The organism is Martinezella calliandrae, from assembly GCF_030272695.1.
In the GTDB taxonomy this organism is placed as follows: domain Bacteria; phylum Pseudomonadota; class Alphaproteobacteria; order Rhizobiales; family Rhizobiaceae; genus Rhizobium; species Rhizobium calliandrae.
Genome location: NZ_JARFYN010000001.1, coordinates 150,918 through 169,910, shown reverse-complemented (window position 1 = coordinate 169,910; position 18,993 = coordinate 150,918). Strand labels below are relative to the sequence as shown.

The following is an 18,993-nucleotide window of genomic DNA, read 5'->3' as shown; positions in this document are numbered from 1 at the left end:
CGATGGCCGCGAGCGAAAATGCAGGCCTCGTCGTCCGCGGCCTGACCACGACTTTCGATACACCACGCGGGCTGGCGATAGCCGCCGCCGATGTCGATTTCGACGTTGCGCCGGGCGAGGTGGTCGGCTTGGTCGGCGAATCCGGATCGGGCAAGAGCGTGACGCTGCGTTCGATCATGCGATTGATCCGCGAGCCAGGGCACGTGAGCGGCCGTGTCGAGTGGCGCGGTCGCGATCTCGTTGCCATGCCAGATGAAGAGCTTCGGCGCATCCGCGGAAGCGAGATAGCGATGATTTTTCAGGAACCGATGACGGCGCTCAATCCGGTGCTGCCGGTTGGTTTGCAGATAGAGGAAAATCTTATCGCTCACACGACGCTCAATCGTCGGGAGCGGCGGGCTCGCGCCCTGGAACTGATGAATATCGTCGGCATTCCGGCGGCCGAACGCCGGCTGGACGAATATCCGCACCAATTCTCGGGCGGTATGCGCCAGCGGGCCATGATCGCCATAGCGCTTGCATGTTCGCCGAAGCTCCTGCTCGCCGATGAACCGACGACGGCGCTCGACGTGACGATCCAGGACCAGATCCTGAAGCTGCTTATTGAGTTGCGCGACAATTTCGGTATGAGCGTCGTGCTCGTAACCCACGATCTCGGCGTCATTGCAGCGACTTGCGATCGTATGGCTGTGATGTATGCTGGTCGTATCGTCGAGACCGGCACGGTCGCCGATGTCTTTGCCCGCCCGCGCCATCCATATACGCGCGGCCTGCTCGGCTCGGTACCGAGCGGTAGTGCGGCACGCACCATGCTTTATTCGATCGACGGTACGCCTCCGAGCTTGACCGCGCTGCCGGTCGGCTGCGCCTTTCACCCGCGCTGTCAGTTTGCGACGGAGGAATGTCTCAAGGTCAGGCCGCCGCTCAGCGCGGTCGCTGAAGGTCGGATGGCCGCCTGCTTTCATCAGGACGATGTTGCAGCCATGGAGCCCATTCTATGAACACGGCTGTCCCGATCATTTCAGTCGACGGTGTCACCAAGCGCTTTGCCGGCCCCCACTCCTTGATGCGCCGTCTCTCCGGCAAATCCCCGCTTGCGGTGCATGCGTTGAACAATGTTAGTCTTGACGTCTATCGCGGCGAAACGCTTGGCATCGTCGGCGAATCCGGTTGCGGCAAGTCCACCCTCGCACGCTGTCTCGTGCGGCTGCTCGATCCCGATGAGGGCTCTATTCGTTTCGAGGGCAAGGACATCTCGCATTTGAAGGCAGGCGAGCGCCGCGGCTTCAACCGTCGTGTCCAGATGATCTTTCAGGACCCCTACAGCTCGCTCAATCCACGTATGACGGTGAAGCAGATCATCGGCGAAGCGCTGAGCGTTCATAAGATGCGGCCTTCCGCGGATATCCCGGCCCGCATCGCCGAACTTCTGGAACTCGTCCGCCTGCCGCAGGATTCGGCGGGCCGTTATCCGCACGAGTTTTCAGGCGGTCAGCGCCAGCGCATCGGCATTGCCCGCGCGCTTGCCGTCGAGCCCGATGTGATCGTCGCCGATGAACTGGTGTCGGCGCTCGACGTTTCGGTGCAGGCTCAAGTGGTCAATCTGCTTCTGCAATTGCAAGAGCGGCTGCATCTGACGTTGATTTTCGTGGCGCACGACCTACGTCTCGTGCGCCATATCTCGCATCGGGTAGCGGTGATGTATCTCGGACAGGTTGTCGAGCTCAGCCCTGCGGAGGCCCTGTTCGCCGCACCACGCCATCCCTATTCCAAGGCGCTGCTCGCTGCGGCGCCTGAACTCGATCCGACGCGGCGCAGCAAGGCGGTCGCGGCGCGCGGCGAATTGCCGAGCCCGCTGGATGTACCGCCGGGCTGTCCTTTTGCCAGCCGCTGCCCCTATGTCTTTGAGCGCTGCCGGATCGAAAGGCCCTTGCTGTCCTCGCGTGGTGCCGGACAGCGCGCGGCCTGTCACCTGACCGACTTTGGCGCCGACAGCGCCTCTATCCCAATGGAAGGCATTCACTCATGAGCTTCGCGACCTTCGAAACGGAAATCGCCAGGGTCAACGACATCCTTTGTGCCGTGAACCTCCTGACCTGGGATTCACGCACGATGATGCCGCCGGGCGGCGTCGAGGTGCGCGGCAAACAGATCGCGACGCTCGTCGGTTTGGCCCGTGATCTAGCGACCGGTGACAAAGTGCAGCGGGCGATCGAAGGCGCCCGCGCCGAGCTTGGCGATGTTCCCGATAGCGATATCCGCAAGATCGCAGTGGAGCAGGCATCGGTGGCGATCGCGACATTGGCGCGCATTCCGGCGCATCTGGTCGGTGCTGCCGCCGATTTGAAGACCCGCGCTCAGGCTGCGTGGGCCAAGGCGCGCGCCGCCGACGATTTTGTCGGCTTTGCACCGCTGCTCGAACAGACGATGGAAATGCAGCGTCAGATCGCCGACGCCATCGGGTGTGATGAACATCCTTATGATGCCTTGGTTTCCACCTATGAGCCCGGCATGACATGGTCGCGATTGCGCGGTCTCTATGGCGACCTCAGAGATGCGCTGATCCCGCTTCTGGCGGCGGCCAGGCAGGCGCCGGTACGCAGCGATATTCTCGAGCGCTCTTATCCGGTTGCCAGCCAAAGGGTCTTCTCCAGCACCATTTCCTCTCGGTTCGGTTATGATTTCGGACGCGGGCGGTTGGACGACACCGTCCATCCCTTCGAAATTTCCCTCACGCGATCCGACGTGCGCATCACCGGCCGCTTCCGGGAGACCTGGCTGCCGGGCGGTCTCTTTGCCGTCTGGCACGAGGCTGGCCATGGCATTTACGAGCAAGGGGTCGCCGAGGAGTTCTCTCGCTCGACCTTCACCACCGATTTCATCAGTCTTTATGCGGTCGGCGGCACCAGTTTCGGCACCCATGAATCGCAATCGCGCCTCTGGGAAAACCGTGTCGCCCGCTCGCGTCGCTTCTGGGACCTGCATTTTGGCGAGCTGAGGGCAGCCTTCCCCAGCCAGCTCGAGGATGTCTCCGTTAACGACTTCTGGCGGGCGGTGAACGCCGCAAGGCCAAGTTTCATCCGCGTCGAGGCCGATGAGCTGACCTATGACTTCCACATCATGCTGCGCTCGGAAATCGAAGCGGATCTGATCGCCGGAGAAATCCGGGTTGCCGACCTGCCGGCAATCTGGCGAGACAAGATCAAATCCTATCTCGGTCTCGACGTGCCGAGCAACACGCTGGGTGTTCTGCAGGACGTGCATTGGTCGTCGGGCATGGTCGGCTCCTTCCCGACCTACACGATCGGCAACATCATGTCCTCGCAGTTCTTCGCCGCTGCCCGCAAGGATGCTGCGGTCGAGAAGGGCCTTGATGACGGCGACTATGTGCCCCTGAAGACCTGGCTGAATGACAATGTTCACCGGCACGGCCGCTCGAAGAGCCCAAGCCAAATCCTGATCGGCGCGACCGGTTCCGATCTCTCGGCGGATGCCTACATCGCGGATCTGACCAAGAAAGTAGCGGAGCTGACGGCTTAAGCCAGAGAACGGCCTCGGCGACGGAATGGCACCGGTAAAATGCGTGTCATGTCCAAAGCTTGCTTTTGACAGCCGGTGATTGCTGTCTCTAGAGTGGCCCCGACTGCGGGAGCCGGTCGGAGGTTGGCTGGCTGTGAGGAACAACAGGGCGGAGCAACATGAGCCAGTATGAAATTCTCGACCAGCGCTTCAAGGCGCTGATCAACGGTTCTGCGAAATTGGAGCAGCTTTGGACGGGTGGGCGTTGGACCGAGGGACCGGTTTATGTTCCGGCCGCGCGCCATATCGTGTGGTCCGATATCCCGAACGACCGTATCCTGCGTTACGACGAGGTAACCGGTGCGGCCGGCGTCTTCGAGGCTCCCGTTGGCTATCACAATGGCCATACGCTAGATTTCCAGGGGCGGATCATCGCCTGCGAGCATGGCCGCCGGCGAGTGAGCCGGCTCGACCATGATGGCCGCTGGCGGCCGCTTGCCGAGCATTTCGACGGCAAACGGCTAAATTCGCCGAACGATGTCGTGGTGAAGTCCGACGGCTCGATCTGGTTCACCGATCCGACCTACGGTATCGACAGCGATTATGAGGGCTTTGCCGCTCCGTCTGAAATCAATGCATCGAATGTCTATCGCTTCGATCCGGATGACGGCGCGGTGACGCTGGTCGCCCTTGACCGCGTCAAGCCGAACGGCCTTGCCTTTTCGCCTAATGAGAGCGTGCTTTACGTCTCCGATACCGGCGGCTCGCATGTGCCCGGTCTACCACCGACGATCACGGCGTATCCCGTCAATCCAGATGGGCGCAGTATCGGTGAGGGCCGGGTATTTGCCACTTGCGAAGTCGGCGTGTTCGACGGCTTCCGGGTCGATCGCCATGGTAACATCTTTGCTTCCAGCGGCGATTCCGTCCGGGTCTACGCACCGGATGGGACGCTGATCGGCCGCATTCTGGTTCCCGAAGTCATATCGAACCTCTGCTTCGGCGGTCCGAAGCGCAACCGACTCTACATTACCGCCACGACCTCGCTCTACGCGATCTATGTTAACAGCGGGCCTGCTGAGCCGGCTAATCGTCTCGGTTAGGCTTTCAATGCCGTCTTGCGATGCGCCTGCGGATCTGGGATCGGTACGGCGGCCATCAGCGCCTGTGTGTAGGGATCGCGCGGGTGCTCGAAGACCTCGCGCCGCGGGCCGGCTTCGACGATCTTGCCGTAACGCATGACGGCGACCTTGTGCGACATGCGCTCGACCACCGCCATATCGTGCGAGATGAACAGGTAGGCGAGACCCATGGTTTCTTGCAATTCCAGCAGCAGGTCGAGGACACGGGCGCGCACTGATACGTCTAGGGCGGCCACGCTTTCGTCGGCGACGATCAGCGTCGGCTCCAGCGCCAGAGCGCGGGCGATACAGATGCGCTGGCGCTGACCGCCAGAGAATTCGTGCGGATAACGTGTCGCCGCATCCGGCGTCAGACCGACGCGGGCAAGCAGCGCCGCCACACGGTCCTGCCGCTCGGATTTGTTGCCTATGCCGTGGATAACCATCGGTTCGGCTATGGCTGCACCTACCGCCATGCGTGGATCAAGCGAGGCGTAAGGGTCTTGAAAGATCATCTGCGCCGAGCGGCGCACCGGCTGCATGTCGCGATGGCTGAGGCCGCCGATGGCGCGGCCGTCGATCGTGACGTCGCCGGCAAAGGGGATCAGCCCGAGCACGGCCTTGCCGGTGGTCGATTTGCCCGATCCGCTTTCGCCGACAAGGCCAAGCGTTTCACCGGGCAGGATATCGAAAGAAACGTCATCCACGGCCGGTACCGATGTCTTGCCCTTAGGAAGCCACCTGCTGCGGTGGCTGCCATAGGTGACGTTGAGATTGTGGACGTTGAGCACCGGCGTGCGGTCCGGCCGTAAGGCCTCCACTTTGTGCAGTGTCACGCGTGGCGGGCCGTCGGTGCCGGCATGGGCGCCTAGGCGTGGAACGGCTGCGAGCAATTGCTGCGTATAGGGCTGTTTCGGGCGGCCGAAGATCGACAGAGCATCACCCTCTTCGACGATCCTGCCGGTTTGCATGATCACGACGCGATCGGCCATTTCGGCGACGACGCCCATATCATGGGTGATGAGCATGATCGAGGTGCCGAATTCCTGCTTCAGCTCGCGCATCAGCTTGAGAATCTGCGCCTGCACTGTCACATCGAGCGCTGTCGTCGGCTCGTCGGCGATCAGCACTTTCGGCCGGCAGGACAGCGCCATGGCGATCATTACGCGCTGGCGCATGCCACCAGAAAGCTCGTGCGGATATTGCGAAAGGCGCCGGCCGGGCTCGGTGATCTGTACCGCATCCAGCATCTGCCTTGCGATCGTCTCCGCAGCATTGCCTTTACTGCCCTGATGTTCGCGGATCGCTTCGGTGAGCTGGGCGCCGATCGACATCACCGGGTTAAGCGAGGTCATCGGCTCCTGGAAGACCATGGCGATCTCGCCGCCGCGCACGCTGCGCATCGCCTTGTTGGAAAGCTTCACGAGGTCGCGATCGCCGAGCAGGATGGAACCCGAGGCCACCTGCAGCGACGCCCTCGGCAAAAGCCCCATGACCGCCAGCGAGGTCACGGACTTTCCCGAGCCGGATTCGCCCGCGATGCAGAGCGTCTCGCCGGCGGTCAGTTCGAAGCCAATATCGTCGAGTACCCGCCGCCGCCCTTCGGGCGTGCGCGCGTCGACGGAAAGATTTCGAACCGAAAGCAGCGGCGGGGCGGCAGAGGCAGATTGCATCACGCGAACACGATCCTCGGGAAATAGAAGGAGACGACCCAGTTCGGGGCATCGACGATTTCGCTGATCCGGAGATCGCCGCAGACCGAGCAGAGCAGATAGGCATCCGTAGCGCTCATGCCGTGCTCGGCGCCGAGCAGGTCGATCATCCGCATCAGGGCTTCGCGCGCACCAGTCATCAGGTCGGGACCGATGCCGGTGGTGACCTCGTAGCCGGCTCCGTCGAGATGGCGGGTGACGGGCTCGGTGGTGGTGAAGCGCGGGCTCTTCAGGCGGGCGTCCTTGACAAGCTCCAGCGTTGCTTCCACTTCCATCTGGCTTTCGATCGCCGTGCCGCAGACTTCACCATCGCCTTGGGCGGCGTGGGTGTCGCCGATCGAAAACAGCGCGCCTTCTACTTCGACTGGAAGATAGAGAGTGACGCCGGCGGAAAGGTCACGGATATCCATGTTGCCCCCGACTCGACGCGGCGGCACAACCGAGTGCAGGCCGGGCTCGGCAGGTGCCAGGCCAATCGTGCCGGCGAAGGGCTTCAGCGGTACGCGGCCGCCAGGGCCGTAGAGGGCCGGCGCCATGCTGCTGGCATCATAGGACCAGACATGCAGCGCCGGTTCCTTGAATTGGTCGGCGAGCAGGCCGAAGCCCGGGATATTGGCAGTCCAGCCGTGGCCTGACGGCACGAAGCGGCGGATCGTCACCTTCAGCGCATCGCCCGGCGCGGCACCCTCGACGTAGACAGGACCGGAGACAGGATTGATCCGATCGAAATCGAGATTGGCAAGCGAATGCAGCGTCGCATCCTTGCCGAGCTGGCCGCCGGAGGAATCGAGGCATTCGAAATGGATGGTGTCACCGGACTTGGCGACAAGCGCCGGCTCAAAATCGCGGTTCCAGCCAAAATGATGCTGGGCGCGGTGGATGGTATGGGTGCAAACGATGCACATGGTCTGTCTCTCCCGGAATTGGGCCTCCCCGGCCGTTGGTGCATGATCGCGCCCAAAACCGCCGTGCAGTTTTCGGGATCAGGCTCCAGCCGGGGAAGTTTGCCGATTGGACGGCTTATTTCTTGATGTAGATGGCTTCGTAGTCGATGACTCGGGTCGGATCGATGTAGATTTCGTCCGGGCCGCCCATGCGCTTCGACTTGGCGACGACGCGACGCTCGTTGAAGACTGGGATCCACGGTGCGTCCTTTTCCTGGACTTCCGTGAAGATCTTCTTCCAGGCTTCAGCGCGCTCGGCAGCCTTGGCCGGCACCGGCATCGCGTCCGCGGCTTGGGCAAGGGGCTCGATCGTCTGGTTACAGTACCACGACCAGTTCCAGCCGCCAGCAACGGCGCTACCGCAGGAGAGGATCGGTCCGTAGAAGTCGGAGGGATCCGGGAAATCGGCAATCCAGCCGAGGCCGCCCGACCAGACCATCGGCGCTTGGCCCTTGGTGCCGCCAGCGGCGATCACGTTCGGATTGGCGAGCGCCTTGAGTTCGACCTTGACCCCAATTGCCGCGAGATCCTGCTGAATCGCCTGGGCGATACGCGGTTGCGGATCAGTGTTGGAGGTGTAAAGCGTCGTCGAGAAGCCGTCCTTCAGACCGGCTTCGGCAAGAAGCGCTTTGGCCTTGGCGACATCATAGGCATAGCCCTTATAGTCCTTGTCGTATCCGGCCATCATCGGCGGAAGGATCTGGTTTGCAGGCGTGGCGCGGCCGTTGATGATGCGGACGATGCGATCCTTGTTGATCGCCATGTTGACGGCCTGGCGTACTTTGGCGTTATCAAAGGGCGCTACCTGGGTGTTGAGCGTCACATAGCTGGTTTCGAGCTGCTGGCGATCGACGATCATGCCTTCGAACTCGGGCGATTTCTTCATTTCCAGGAATTTCGCCGGCGGAATGCCGTCGCCGGCAATATCGACCTCGCCCTTCTGCAGTCGAAGCAGCGCGACTAGCGGCTCTTGGCCGATTTCAACGGTGTAGCCGTCGATATGCGGGCGGTCCTTGATGAAATACTCGGGGTTCTTTGCGAAAACCAAGCGCTGGCCGACGGTCCATTCCTTCAAGATGAAGGCGCCGGAACCAACCGGCTTCTTGCCGAAGTCGCCACCTGACGCTTCGACGGCTTCCTTCGGTACGACCGAGGAGAAGTTGAGCGCAAGCACGTTGAGGAAGGTGGCGTCGGGCTGAACGAGGCTGAACTGGACGGTGTGGTCGTCGATGACCTTGATACCGTCGAGCGTTTGCGCGGTGCCTGCCGTCATCGCGTCGGCGCCGACGATCGAGTGGAAGAAGCCGGCGCCAGGGCTCTGCGTCTTCGGATTGACGGAGCGCTCGATCGAATATTTCACGTCGGCGGCGGTGACTGCGCGACCATTGGTAAACTTGGCGTCGGTGCGCAGCTTGAACGTATAGCTCTTGCCATCCGGCGAAACATCATAGCTTTCCGCGAGTGACGGCTTCAGCTCGGTCGTGCCGGGCGTATAGTCGACCAAGCGCGAAAACAGCGCGTTGATCATCGACCAGTTCTGCCAGTCGTAGCCGATCGCCGGGTCGAGGGTGGCGATGTCGTCCTTGTAGGTGACAGTGATGGTGCCGCTGTTGCTCGGCTCATCGGCGGCATGGGCCACGACTGCAGGCACGAGGGAGCTTGTGGCGAGCATCGCGGCCAAAGCCGCTCGCCGCAGGAAAGTCTTGGTCATGAAAAGGACTCCTCTGTTGGTTTTGCTTGGTTATTGCGCGCGGATGCGCGGGTCGATGAAGGGGGCAATGAAGTCGGCGACGAGATTGCCAAGGACAATGGCGAGCGCCGAGGTCAGCGTCACGCCCATGATGATCGGGATGTCGACCTGCTGGATCGCTTGCCAGGCGAGCTGGCCGATGCCCGGCCAGCCATAGACGGCCTCGACCACCACAACGCCGCTCATGAACTGGCCGATATCGATGCCGATCATCGCGATGATCGGCAGGATGGCGTTGGGCAGCACATGACGGAAGATGATGCGCGTCGAAGACAGGCCCTTGGCACGTGCGGTGCGGACGTAGTCATGATTAAGCACGTCGATCATCGCAGAGCGCACCATGCGTGCATACCAGCCCGCACCGAGCACGCCGAGCGTCAGCGCCGGCAGCACGACATGTCGCGCCGTGCCGAAGCCCGACATCGGGAACCAACCGAGCGTGGCGGCGAAAATATAGAGCAGCAGCAGCGCCACGACAAATTGCGGTGACGAGACGCCGACGAAAGAGAGCATCATCACCGTACGGTCGACGAGGCCGCCGCGTTTGATGGCCGCAATGATGCCGAAGGTGAGGCCGAGGGCGACTTCGACGACGATCCCCGCCGCCATCAAGACTATCGTCGCCGGCAGGCGCGCCTGGATCAGCGGCAGAACGGCGGTCTTCTGCGTGTAGGAGCGCCCGAGATCGCCATGCAGCAGCGCGTCGAGATAGTGCAGGAACTGGATGATCAGCGGTTGGTCGAGGCCGAGCTCATGGCGAATGCCGGCCACCATCTGCGGCGTGGCGCTGCGACCGGCGATCAGCACGGCGGGATCGGCCGGCAGCGCATAAAGCAGCAAGAAAGTGATTGCAGCGACGCCGAGAAGTATGAGCACGGTCTGTACCAGGCGCCGGATGACAAGAAAAAACATTCAGCCTCTCCCCCGCTGCGTCGGGTCGAGAATGTCGCGCAGTGCGTCGCCGACGAGATTGAAGGAGAGGGCGGTCAGGAGGATGACCGCGCCGGGGATGAAGACGAGCCAGGGCGCGTCTTGGAAATAGCTTTGGCTTTCGAAAATGATATTGCCCCAGGAGGGTTGCGGCGGCTGCACGCCGATGCCCAGGAAAGAGAGGGTCGCCTCCAAGAGCACGGTGGTGGCGATGCCGAGCGTGCCCCAGACGATCGCCGTCGGCATCAGATGCGGCAGGATATGCCGGACGAGGATGCGGAAATGGCCGGCGCCGAGCGAGCGCTCCGCCATGATAAAGTCACGCTCCACCAGGCCGCGGGTCTCGGTGTAGACGATGCGGGCGACCTGAACCCAATTGACCAGCGCGATCACCATGGCGACGATCCACAGGCTCGGCTTCAGAAGGGCGGCCAACACGATGGCGAGCAGGAGCGCCGGGAAGGCCATCATCAGGTCGGTGAACCGCATCATCAGATTACCGATGATGCCGCGCAGATAACCGGCGACAATGCCGACGAAGAGGCCGATCGCCACGGCGACGCCATTGGCGACAAGACCGATGACCAGCGACGTCCGGGCGCCGAAGAGCAGACGAGTGAATAGGTCGCGGCCGAGCGTGTCGGTGCCGAGCAGGAAATGGCCGTCCGGCGGCAGTGGCGCACCCTCCATCGACAAGCCGTCGAACATCTGGTCGTCGGGGCTGAAAGGGGCGATCCATGGTGCGGCAATCGCCATTACGACGACAACAATGACGACCGCAAACCCGAACAGCGCCGCTGGCTGGCGCAGCATAGCCTTGATCACATGCATCAGCTTGCCTCCGGCAAGGGTTCGGCACCGCCGACAATGAAAGCGGAAAGCTGCTCCATCGGCAGGCGACGGCGCATGGCGCAATTGCGTAGAATGGCGTAGGCGCGTTCCTCATCCAGACCACGCTCGGTCATCAGCTTCTGGACGGCAGCATGAACGAGCGGTCGCAGCCGTACGCGCTCTTCGAGATATTGCAGCTTCTCGGCAACTGCCTTGCGCTCCTCATGGATGGTGATTGCCATGACCAAGGCGGGATAGACGGCTGATGTGCTGACCGGTTTGGCGATGATCGCGCCGGCACCCTGTTCCAGAGCCCAGGCGATGCGGCCAGGCGCTTCCGAACCCAGCAGCGCCACGACCGGCAGCGGCGGATTGCCGCCATTCCAGGGCAGAAGGTTGTCCCAACCCTGATCGGCATCGACAATGATCATGTCCGGTAGTTCGTGCGCGCCGATCGGGTCCCAACGCAAGGACGTGCGCACGCCGAGCAGCTTCAGCTGACGGATAAGTCGTTCGGTATTGCTGTCTTCTCGGTGCAGGATCGCGGCGTGCCAGCCGGTGAAGTTCGGCGTCTTTCTCATGACACCACCTTCAGCTTCGGTGATTTTAGTACGCGGCGGCCGGTGAGGTAGGGATCGGCGGCAAGCGCCGGCCGCGAGGCGATGACGTCGAAGCCGTTGCCGCTATTGATACGGCCGAGATGGAAGGGAAGGGCAGCATGATTAGTCTCTGGATCGATCGCCAGCGGCCCAAGCAGCGTCGGCCAGGACGCGGCGTGAAGCTGACGGCGCACGGCCTGCGGCTCGTCGCTCCCGGCGGCAATGATTGCCTCGATGCAGAGTTTGACTGCGGTATAGGCACCGGCAAAGACGCTGGAGACGCGGCGGCCGGCGCCATAATGCGTTGCAACGCGGGCCTTGAAACTGAGATTGTCTGACGTATCGATCGTGTCGAAATAAGAGGCGGCGCAGAGTTGGCCGACGGCCGCACCGGCGGCGATGTCCTCCAGCTCACATTCCATCAGGTCGCAGCTCACGACAGGGCAATTTTCCGGCCGGAAGGCGGGATTGCGGTCACCGAGCACCTTGATCGCTTCCAGAAAGGCATAGCTCGACGGCCCGATGAGATTGTTGAGGATGAAGCTCGGACGGCGGCTTTCGATATCGGTGACGATGCGCTCGACGGCGGTTTCCTCGAGCGGCAGGTAGCGCTCGCCGAGCACCTCGCCGCCGGCATTGGTGATGAGTTCGCGGGCAAGCCGGTTCATCTCCCAGCCCCAGACATAGTTGGCGCCGACGAGATAGGGGCGTTTACCGAATCGCGGGATTAGGTGCTCGAAGAGCGGCAGCAGATGCTGGTTGGGGCAGCCGCCTACGTAGATGACATTCTCGTTGGCCTCGAAGCCCTCGTAGGGGCACATGTACCAGAGCAGGCCGTCATGCTTTTCGACAAGGGGAATGACTTCCTTGCGCGCCGCCGAGGTGATCGTCCCGATGATGTGGCGGCAGCCGGCATTGCGCAGTATGTGTTTCGCGCCTTCGAGATAGGCTGTCATATCCGCATGCGGATCGACAAAGGTCGGCTCAATCGCCCGCCCGCCACCGCCCGCGAACTCCTCGATGGCGAATTCCGCGCCGTCGCGTGCATCGCGGCCCATGGAGCCATAGGGTCCAGTGGTGGAAAAGAGGATACCGATCTTCAGTGCGTCGTTCATCTCTCAGCCAAAAACGAAAAACCCCACGACGCTGATCCCATCGGCGATGGGGCGTCATGGGGCGGAACTGCCCAGCGACTATTAAAGTCATGTAATTGCAGATCGTTTTTGCCTAATCTGCGGGCTTGAGTAAAATACAGGCAACTTGGCTTTGTCAAGCCTTATTGACGGCCGGAACGCACATAGCTGGCCGAAAATAAAGGGCGGGCAAACATATTGCGCAGACGGAGTGTCACGACCGGTGATCACGGCCCGCCGAATTCGCCTGGGCCACGCTCCGGTCCCTGCTCGATGGCGGAGAAGGGGCGGGCTTCGTTTTGCTGCGGCGGTACGTCAAGATAGGTCATGATGTTGTCGACATGGCTGACCTGTGAGCGCAAGCTGTCCAACGACTTGCCGGTGAGGTTGGTGCCGGCCGGCAACTGAGCCGTCAGCGGGTTCTCATAGCGACCGTTGACGCGCAGTTCGTAGTAGAGATGCGGACCGGTGGAATAGCCGGTGGAGCCGACATAGGCGATCACCTGGCCCTGGCTGACGCGCTCACCGACATGCAGGTCCGACGGCGTCGAGGAAATATGGGCATAGGTGGTCTCGTAGCCACCGTCATGGCGAATTCGGACATACTTGCCGTAGCCCGTTTCCCAGGAAATCTTTTCGACGATGCCATCGCCCGCGGCCATGATGGGGCTGCCCATCGGTGCGCGGAAATCGACGCCGTTATGGAATTTCCGGACGCCGAGGATCGGATGCACGCGCCAGGCGAAGCCGTCACCGAGCGTGCCGTTTGGTACGGGACGGTGCGTCAGCACCTTTGCGACCGAGTGGCCGCCTTCGTCATAGAATTCAGAAGGGCCTTCGCCGCCTTCTTTGTGCAAATAGAAGCGATGCGTGTCGCCATCGGTGTGGAACTCGATGAGCATCAGTTCGCTTTTGCCGTTTTCGGCCTTGCGGAACAGCAGATCCACGCTGTCAGGCGCATCGTCGCCACCGGTCAGTGTAATGCCGTTAGCCTTGGCAAGCTTGACGAGTTGGGCGGCGCATTCGCCGGAAAGGCCGGCTTTCTCCAGTCTGGCGCTGATGGTCGATTGATCGTTTCTGTCGATGCCTTTGAGGTCGACGGCCGCCACTTCCGAGGAGGAAGGCGCGTCGGCCTGGCTCTCGCTATAGAGCGTGGAAAACAGTCGGTCGTCGGTGAGTGGCACGAAGCCGTCGGAATCGTCACGGGCGACAACGCGTTCCGGTGTTTTCTCGCCGCTGAGGCGGGCCATGATCAGTTTCGGCTGCGCGTCGGCGGTCTTTTTCTCCAGCAGCAGTTCCAGGCTATCGCCGGGCGAAACCGTATCGGTCTCCAAGGCTCGCTGCAGCTCGTCGCCAGCGTCTTCGCCGAGTCCGGCGGAGGCGAGGATATCCTGCAGGTCCTGCCGGTCCTTCGGCATCGAAACCAGTCGCTTGAATTCGCGGCCGGGCTCGCCCGTGGTCGCTTTCGAAACGCTGACGTTCAACGGCACGCCGCGAGCGGGGAAGCGCGAACGCCGGACCGAGTCTAAACGATTGGCGTGCGGGTAGATGCCTTGGCGGATATCCGCGAGCGAAGGCGGCGAGAAGAGACCGCTTTCGGATTGTGCATCGCCGCCATAGGCCGCATTGATAGCTGTGGCGTCGTCGCCGCCGGCGGAGGGGTCGGTGTCCTCGGCCTTAAAGACCAGCGTCGTGCGGTGATAGGTGAAGATGCGGGTTTCGCCACTGGAGGTCTTTTCCGCTACCTGCGCAAAACGTGCGCCGTCGAAACGCGGTTTCGTGGCAAGCCGATTACCCTTGGGCAAGGCCGGCTGCGACCGGATGAGCTGCGCTGCGTGCACCGGCACGGCCTGTTCGATCGCATGGCGGGCAAGCAGCGGATAAAGGATGGTAGCGAGCAGGCCGAACGATGCAGTGCCCGCTAGGCCGATGGCGATCAGATGGCGAAGATGGGCGGATCGGGGCAGAAAAGGAATATGAAATTCGTGATGTGGCGGCGCCTGAATCGCAGCCTCTGCAGGAAATTGGACGCGCAATGGACTTTCGGCCATGAATTGAGGAACCCTGCAGAACTGCGGTGGGCCCAAACTAGGGCAAATCATGGCAAAATCTGGGCAAATATTACGAACCTGTTAATTACCGTGATCTTCCGCGCGTGTAGATTCGCGCTTTACGGGTGATTCGTCAACCGAAGAGAGTGTCGTAAAGAAGCTTGAAATTCAGCGCCAGAATGAGGCCCGCGACCAGCCATGAGAGGACAGCAACGCTCCTTGAAATGGTGAATCTGCCCATTTTTCCGCGATCTGTGACGAATTGAACCAGAGGGATCACCGCAAAAGGCAATTGCATGGACAGGATGACCTGGCTCAGGACGAGCAAATCCGCGGTGCCTTTTTCACCATAAAATGCAGTAACAAAAACAACTGGAATAATTGCGAGGCCACGCGTCAAAAGCCGCCTTGCCCAATGCGGAATACGCAGGCGGAGGAAACCTTCCATGACGATCTGCCCTGCGAGCGTCGCAGTCACGGTGGAATTGAGGCCGGAGGCAAGGAGAGCCACGGCAAAAAGGGTCGAGGCGATACCGAGGCCGAGCAGCGGCGAGAGCAGTTTGAAGGCCTGGCCGATTTCAGCAACATCTGAGTGTCCGCTATTGTGGAATGCGACGGCTGCGACGATCAGGATCGACGCGTTAACGAAAAGCGCCAGCATCAAGGCAATGGTGCTGTCGGCCGTCGCCCATCTGATTGCGTCCTTGCGGCCCTCGTCGGTGCGTTTATAGGCGCGCGTCTGCACGATTGATGAATGCAGGTAGAGGTTATGCGGCATGACCGTCGCGCCGATGATACCCATGGCGATGTAGAGCATCTCGTTATTGGTGACGATCTCGGGCGACGGAATGAAGCCCTTCAGGACGGCCGCGGCCGGAGGAGCGGCGGCCGCGATCTGGATGGCGAAACAGACAGCGATGACGATCAAAAGCGCGATGACGAAAGCCTCAAGGAAGCGGAAGCCCTTGTTCATCAGGATTAGGAGCAGGAAGGCATCAAACGCTGTGATCAGCGCGCCGCCGATTAATGGGATGCCAAAGAGCAATTGCAGTGCGATCGCCGTACCGATGACCTCAGCGAGATCGCAGGCAATGATGGCGAGTTCGCAGGCAAACCAAAGAGCCAGATTGACCGGCCTTGAATAATGGTCCCGGCAGGCCTGCGCCAGATCGCGGCCGGTAACAATGCCGAGTCGGGCAGCAAGCGCCTGTAACAGGATGGCCATCAGGTTCGACAGCATGATGACTGCAAGCAGCGTATAGCCGAATTGCGCACCGCCGGCGAGATCGGTCGCCCAGTTGCCGGGATCCATATAGCCGACGGAAATCATATAGCCTGGCCCGAGGAAGGCGATCAGCCGGCGGACCCAGGTGCCTGTATGCGGAACGTGAACGGTGGCGTTGACTTCCGGAAGGCTCGGCCGCGCAGCCTCGTCCGCGCGGGCAAATTTCCACGCGCGCGGTGCGGCGACTTCCTGAATTTGCGTCATGCGGGGCTCCTGGATCGAATAATGATAGGTCTGAAGAAATATGCCGGATATCAACATTATGCAATAGGCTATATTTTATAGTTGCGGCGTTGTGACGCGATGTCGCGCCGAAATCATCATCCGCTTTCAAGATTGAAGCCCGTGCTATAAAGATTAAAATGAATTTATCCGTGCCTCTAAAGTGCATCGCGATCTCCGGGATTCGCTCCTTGCGCTTTGGGCCCTTGATTTTGCGCCTGTCGTTACCGCAAAACCGCTGCGCACTTTTTGCGCGAGATCCTTTAGGGAGCCGAACCCATTGCCAAAGAAAAGACTGTCAATCCATCGCGACGAACCGCTGCCGGACGCCGAGACGCATTCGGAGGGTTTTCGGCATACGCGGGAGGCCACGCGCGGCGCTTTGGTGGAAGACTATGTCGAGCTGATCGCCGATCTCATCGATGACGGCAATGAGGCGCGGCAGGTGGATATTGCAGCCCGTCTCGGCGTGTCGCAGCCGACCGTCGCCAAGATGCTTGCACGGCTCTGCGAAGACGGGCTGGTGTCGCGGCGGCCTTATCGCGGGGTTTTCCTGACCGATGCGGGCAACAATATTGCCCAGGAAATCCGTGCTCGCCATCAGACGGTCGAAGCGTTCTTGCGCTGGATTGGCGTCAGCGCCGAGACGGCGCGGATCGACGCTGAGGGAATGGAACATCATGTCAGTGCCGAAACTCTTAAGGCCTTCCGTCGCACGATGCAGCGCGACGGATGATCCGGAGAGGTCGAGAACTCTATTCCGCGGCCGGGTCGTGCTTGGAAATGGAGTCGCGGACCACGCCGTATTGACTGCCCCAGCGGTCGGTCATCGAAGCGCGGATATCCCAGAGATCGGGGAAGAAGCGATGGTGGGCGCCGGCCTGCAATAACTCCACCGGCCGGCCCTTGAGGGATTTCGAGCCGAGACCGATCGAGCGCTGGATCAGATAGATGTGGTTGGCGCGGAATTTCTGGAAGAGCTCGTCGAATTCGGCCAACGCCTCGGCCACGACATAGCTGTCGCCGTGATCGTATTTGCCGTCATAGACATCCGCGACGGTCAGACCCGGCTTATCGAGGTAGTGAGCCTTGAAGACACGCCAGAGATCCGGCGGCATACGCAGCAGAAACTTGAAGCCGGGTGATTCCTGGCCGCTGCCATTGCCGAGCTGCAGGCGAATCTGCTGATATTCCTTCGGCGACATGGTTTCGAGCAGATCGAGCTGCGCAGTCATCATCCTCATCAGCCGATGCACGCGGCCCATCAGCGTCACGACGCGATGTGTATTGTTCTCTTCGATAAAGCCGATCACATCGACCAGTGTGTAGGCAATGAGTTTCATCCACAGCTCTTCTACCTGATGGACGATCTGGAATTGCAATTCGTCGCCGTTGACCATCTCGCTCAACGGCTTCTGACAGGCAAGTAGCTTGTCGCATTGCAGGTAGACGCCATAGTCGCGCAATTCAGGCGCTTCGATGCGCGCGTAATAGTCTTCTTTCTGCATCTTCGTTCCCTTTATCCCGGCTTTTGGCCACTGGCATGTTTGCTCCCATTGAAGGATACGAAATTTTTACTTGAACATTGTTCCTAATTGTCATCCAAAATCGGCAAATGGGAGTACGATCGGCCTAATTTTCGATGATGGAGAGAACGATGGACTTGGATGCGCTCGATCACAAAATCATCTCCGCCCTGGAAGCCGACGCCCGCATCTCCTTTGGCGCGCTTGCCGATCTCGTCGGTCTCAGCAAGACGCCGTGCTGGAAGCGAGTAAAGGCACTGGAAGAGGCTGGCGTGATTAGAGGCTACCGGACGATCCTTGACCCGGCGCAGCTCGGCTTCGGTCTGGAAGCTTTCGTGCAGGTATCGATCGATGTCGAGCTTTTCGAGGCGTTCGAAGCGGCCGTGCGCCGCCATCCGCTGATCTGGCGCTGCCACGCGACGACCGGGGAGGCCGATTATCTCCTACACATACTGGCCGCCGACATGGCCGCGCTAGACCGGTTGCTGCGACAGGAGCTGAACCGGCTGCCCGGTGTGCGGCATACGATGACATCGATGTCGACGCGGGAGATCAAGTCGGACATCTCGTTTGCCGACGCGGCGCGGTATATAGACAAAAGCCGCTAGTTGGCGCGTCGCCGCATCGAACCTATCAAGCTGTGCACCAGCATCTCGCCGACATCGACTACCGGAAACGACTTGCTCGATCGGAGCCATTCGGCAAAGAGGCCGTTCATGGAGCATTGGAAGGCGCGGGCGGCGGCGTCGACGGTCCAGGCGGAGGCGAGCTTGCCTTGCCGATCGGCCATGTCGATCAGTTTCTGCAGCTTTTCATACATTTCGGCATTGGCGGTGACGATACGCTGGGCGGCATCGGACCGGTCCTCGGTGAATTCGCAACCGAGAATCATGATGGCGAATATGCGCTGTTGATGCTCGTCATTCGCCAGGATATGCAGCACCTCGATCGAGGCCTGTTCGATCAGGCCGAGCGGATCGTCATGCCCATGTTCCAGCGCACCGTCGACGATTGCTTCCTGCGGCAGGCGGATTTCGCTGTGGAGCGCCGTCAGCACCTCGGCTTTGTCCTTGAAATGCCAGTAGATCGCGCCCCGCGTCACCCCGGCGCGCTTGGCGATCTTGTCGAGGCTCGAGCCGCTGACGCCGCTTTCATAAAAAACCTCGGCGGCGGCGGCCAAAACCTCCTCCCTGGTCTTGGCTGCATCTTCCTTGGTCCTGCGCATGCCATCTCCCCCCGATTTTCCAGGAGACGAGAAATTATTCAATCTCGCCTCATATATTTGATTTCGCATGGTATTTTTTGAAAACTATTGCGCGGTTTTCGCGATCATGCGGAAAGTCACGTCGATTTGATGTTTACAATCATTC

At 60.9% G+C, this 18,993-nt stretch carries 17 protein-coding genes; 6 read left to right on the top strand and 11 right to left on the bottom strand.

Annotated elements, in window-relative coordinates; genetic code table 11:
• Window positions 1-2: 2 nt before the first annotated feature.
• The 4 genes from PY650_RS00810 (at window position 3) to PY650_RS00795 (ending at window position 4,622) form a co-directional block, all read left to right on the top strand.
• Window positions 3-1,001, top strand: a complete 999-nt coding sequence (locus PY650_RS00810) for an ABC transporter ATP-binding protein (RefSeq protein ID WP_285877180.1) — start codon at window positions 3-5, stop codon at window positions 999-1,001.
• Window positions 998-2,029 carry an ABC transporter ATP-binding protein gene (locus PY650_RS00805; RefSeq protein ID WP_285877179.1) on the top strand — a complete coding sequence of 344 codons (1,032 nt, stop codon included), beginning with the start codon at window positions 998-1,000 and terminating at the stop codon, window positions 2,027-2,029. Before PY650_RS00810 ends, PY650_RS00805 begins: the two co-directional genes overlap by 4 nt.
• On the top strand, window positions 2,026-3,540 hold the full coding sequence (locus PY650_RS00800) for a gluzincin family metallopeptidase (RefSeq protein WP_285877178.1): 1,515 nt from the start codon (window positions 2,026-2,028) through the stop codon (window positions 3,538-3,540). The genes PY650_RS00805 and PY650_RS00800 overlap by 4 nt, the downstream gene beginning before the upstream one ends.
• Window positions 3,541-3,698: 158 nt before the next feature.
• A complete protein-coding gene (locus PY650_RS00795; RefSeq protein ID WP_285877177.1) occupies window positions 3,699-4,622 on the top strand; it encodes an SMP-30/gluconolactonase/LRE family protein in 924 nt (307 codons plus the stop codon).
• On the opposite strand, the gene PY650_RS00790 is transcribed toward PY650_RS00795, so the two are convergent.
• The 9 genes from PY650_RS00790 to PY650_RS00750 all read right to left on the bottom strand — a co-directional run bounded on the left by PY650_RS00790 (window position 4,619) and on the right by PY650_RS00750 (window position 16,079).
• The gene (locus PY650_RS00790; RefSeq protein WP_432761466.1) at window positions 4,619-6,313 is read right to left on the bottom strand and encodes an ABC transporter ATP-binding protein; all 1,695 of its coding nucleotides are present in this window, start codon (window positions 6,311-6,313) and stop codon (window positions 4,619-4,621) included. The genes PY650_RS00795 and PY650_RS00790 overlap by 4 nt on opposite strands.
• Window positions 6,313-7,257, bottom strand: a complete 945-nt coding sequence (locus PY650_RS00785; protein ID WP_285877175.1) for an acetamidase/formamidase family protein — start codon at window positions 7,255-7,257, stop codon at window positions 6,313-6,315. The genes PY650_RS00790 and PY650_RS00785 overlap by 1 nt, the downstream gene beginning before the upstream one ends.
• Before the next feature lie 115 nt (window positions 7,258-7,372).
• Window positions 7,373-9,007, bottom strand: coding sequence for an ABC transporter substrate-binding protein (locus PY650_RS00780; RefSeq protein ID WP_285877174.1), 1,635 nt, complete (start codon window positions 9,005-9,007; stop codon window positions 7,373-7,375).
• 30 nt (window positions 9,008-9,037) lie between these two features.
• On the bottom strand, window positions 9,038-9,958 hold the full coding sequence (locus PY650_RS00775) for an ABC transporter permease (RefSeq protein ID WP_285877173.1): 921 nt from the start codon (window positions 9,956-9,958) through the stop codon (window positions 9,038-9,040).
• Window positions 9,959-10,807: an ABC transporter permease gene (locus PY650_RS00770; RefSeq protein WP_285877172.1), complete on the bottom strand. Its 849-nt coding sequence runs from the start codon at window positions 10,805-10,807 to the stop codon at window positions 9,959-9,961.
• On the bottom strand, window positions 10,807-11,388 hold the full coding sequence (locus tag PY650_RS00765) for an ANTAR domain-containing response regulator (protein WP_285877171.1): 582 nt from the start codon (window positions 11,386-11,388) through the stop codon (window positions 10,807-10,809). Before PY650_RS00765 ends, PY650_RS00770 begins: the two co-directional genes overlap by 1 nt.
• Window positions 11,385-12,521 carry a transporter substrate-binding protein gene (locus PY650_RS00760; protein ID WP_285877170.1) on the bottom strand — a complete coding sequence of 379 codons (1,137 nt, stop codon included), beginning with the start codon at window positions 12,519-12,521 and terminating at the stop codon, window positions 11,385-11,387. The genes PY650_RS00765 and PY650_RS00760 overlap by 4 nt, the downstream gene beginning before the upstream one ends.
• Window positions 12,522-12,766: 245 nt before the next feature.
• Window positions 12,767-14,590 carry a M23 family metallopeptidase gene (locus PY650_RS00755; RefSeq protein WP_285877169.1) on the bottom strand — a complete coding sequence of 608 codons (1,824 nt, stop codon included), beginning with the start codon at window positions 14,588-14,590 and terminating at the stop codon, window positions 12,767-12,769.
• A gap of 133 nt (window positions 14,591-14,723) precedes the next feature.
• The gene (locus tag PY650_RS00750) at window positions 14,724-16,079 is read right to left on the bottom strand and encodes an Nramp family divalent metal transporter (RefSeq protein ID WP_285877168.1); all 1,356 of its coding nucleotides are present in this window, start codon (window positions 16,077-16,079) and stop codon (window positions 14,724-14,726) included.
• A 298-nt stretch (window positions 16,080-16,377) separates the two neighbouring features.
• Here PY650_RS00750 and mntR point away from each other — a divergent pair, with 298 nt between their 5' ends.
• The gene (mntR, locus tag PY650_RS00745) at window positions 16,378-16,833 is read left to right on the top strand and encodes a manganese-binding transcriptional regulator MntR (protein ID WP_205587407.1); all 456 of its coding nucleotides are present in this window, start codon (window positions 16,378-16,380) and stop codon (window positions 16,831-16,833) included.
• Between the two features lie 19 nt (window positions 16,834-16,852).
• Here mntR and PY650_RS00740 read toward each other — a convergent pair whose 3' ends face one another.
• Window positions 16,853-17,605 (bottom strand): tryptophan 2,3-dioxygenase family protein, encoded by a 753-nt coding sequence (locus tag PY650_RS00740; RefSeq protein WP_285877167.1) that lies wholly within the window; start codon window positions 17,603-17,605, stop codon window positions 16,853-16,855.
• 149 nt (window positions 17,606-17,754) lie between these two features.
• Between PY650_RS00740 and PY650_RS00735 the strand changes: the two genes are divergently transcribed.
• Entirely contained in the window at window positions 17,755-18,231 is a 477-nt protein-coding gene (locus tag PY650_RS00735; RefSeq protein WP_285877166.1) for an Lrp/AsnC family transcriptional regulator, read from the top strand.
• On the opposite strand, the gene PY650_RS00730 is transcribed toward PY650_RS00735, so the two are convergent.
• Window positions 18,228-18,848: a TetR family transcriptional regulator gene (locus PY650_RS00730; protein ID WP_285877165.1), complete on the bottom strand. Its 621-nt coding sequence runs from the start codon at window positions 18,846-18,848 to the stop codon at window positions 18,228-18,230. The two genes, PY650_RS00735 and PY650_RS00730, sit on opposite strands and share 4 nt — an antisense overlap.
• Between the last annotated feature and the right edge of the window lie 145 nt (window positions 18,849-18,993).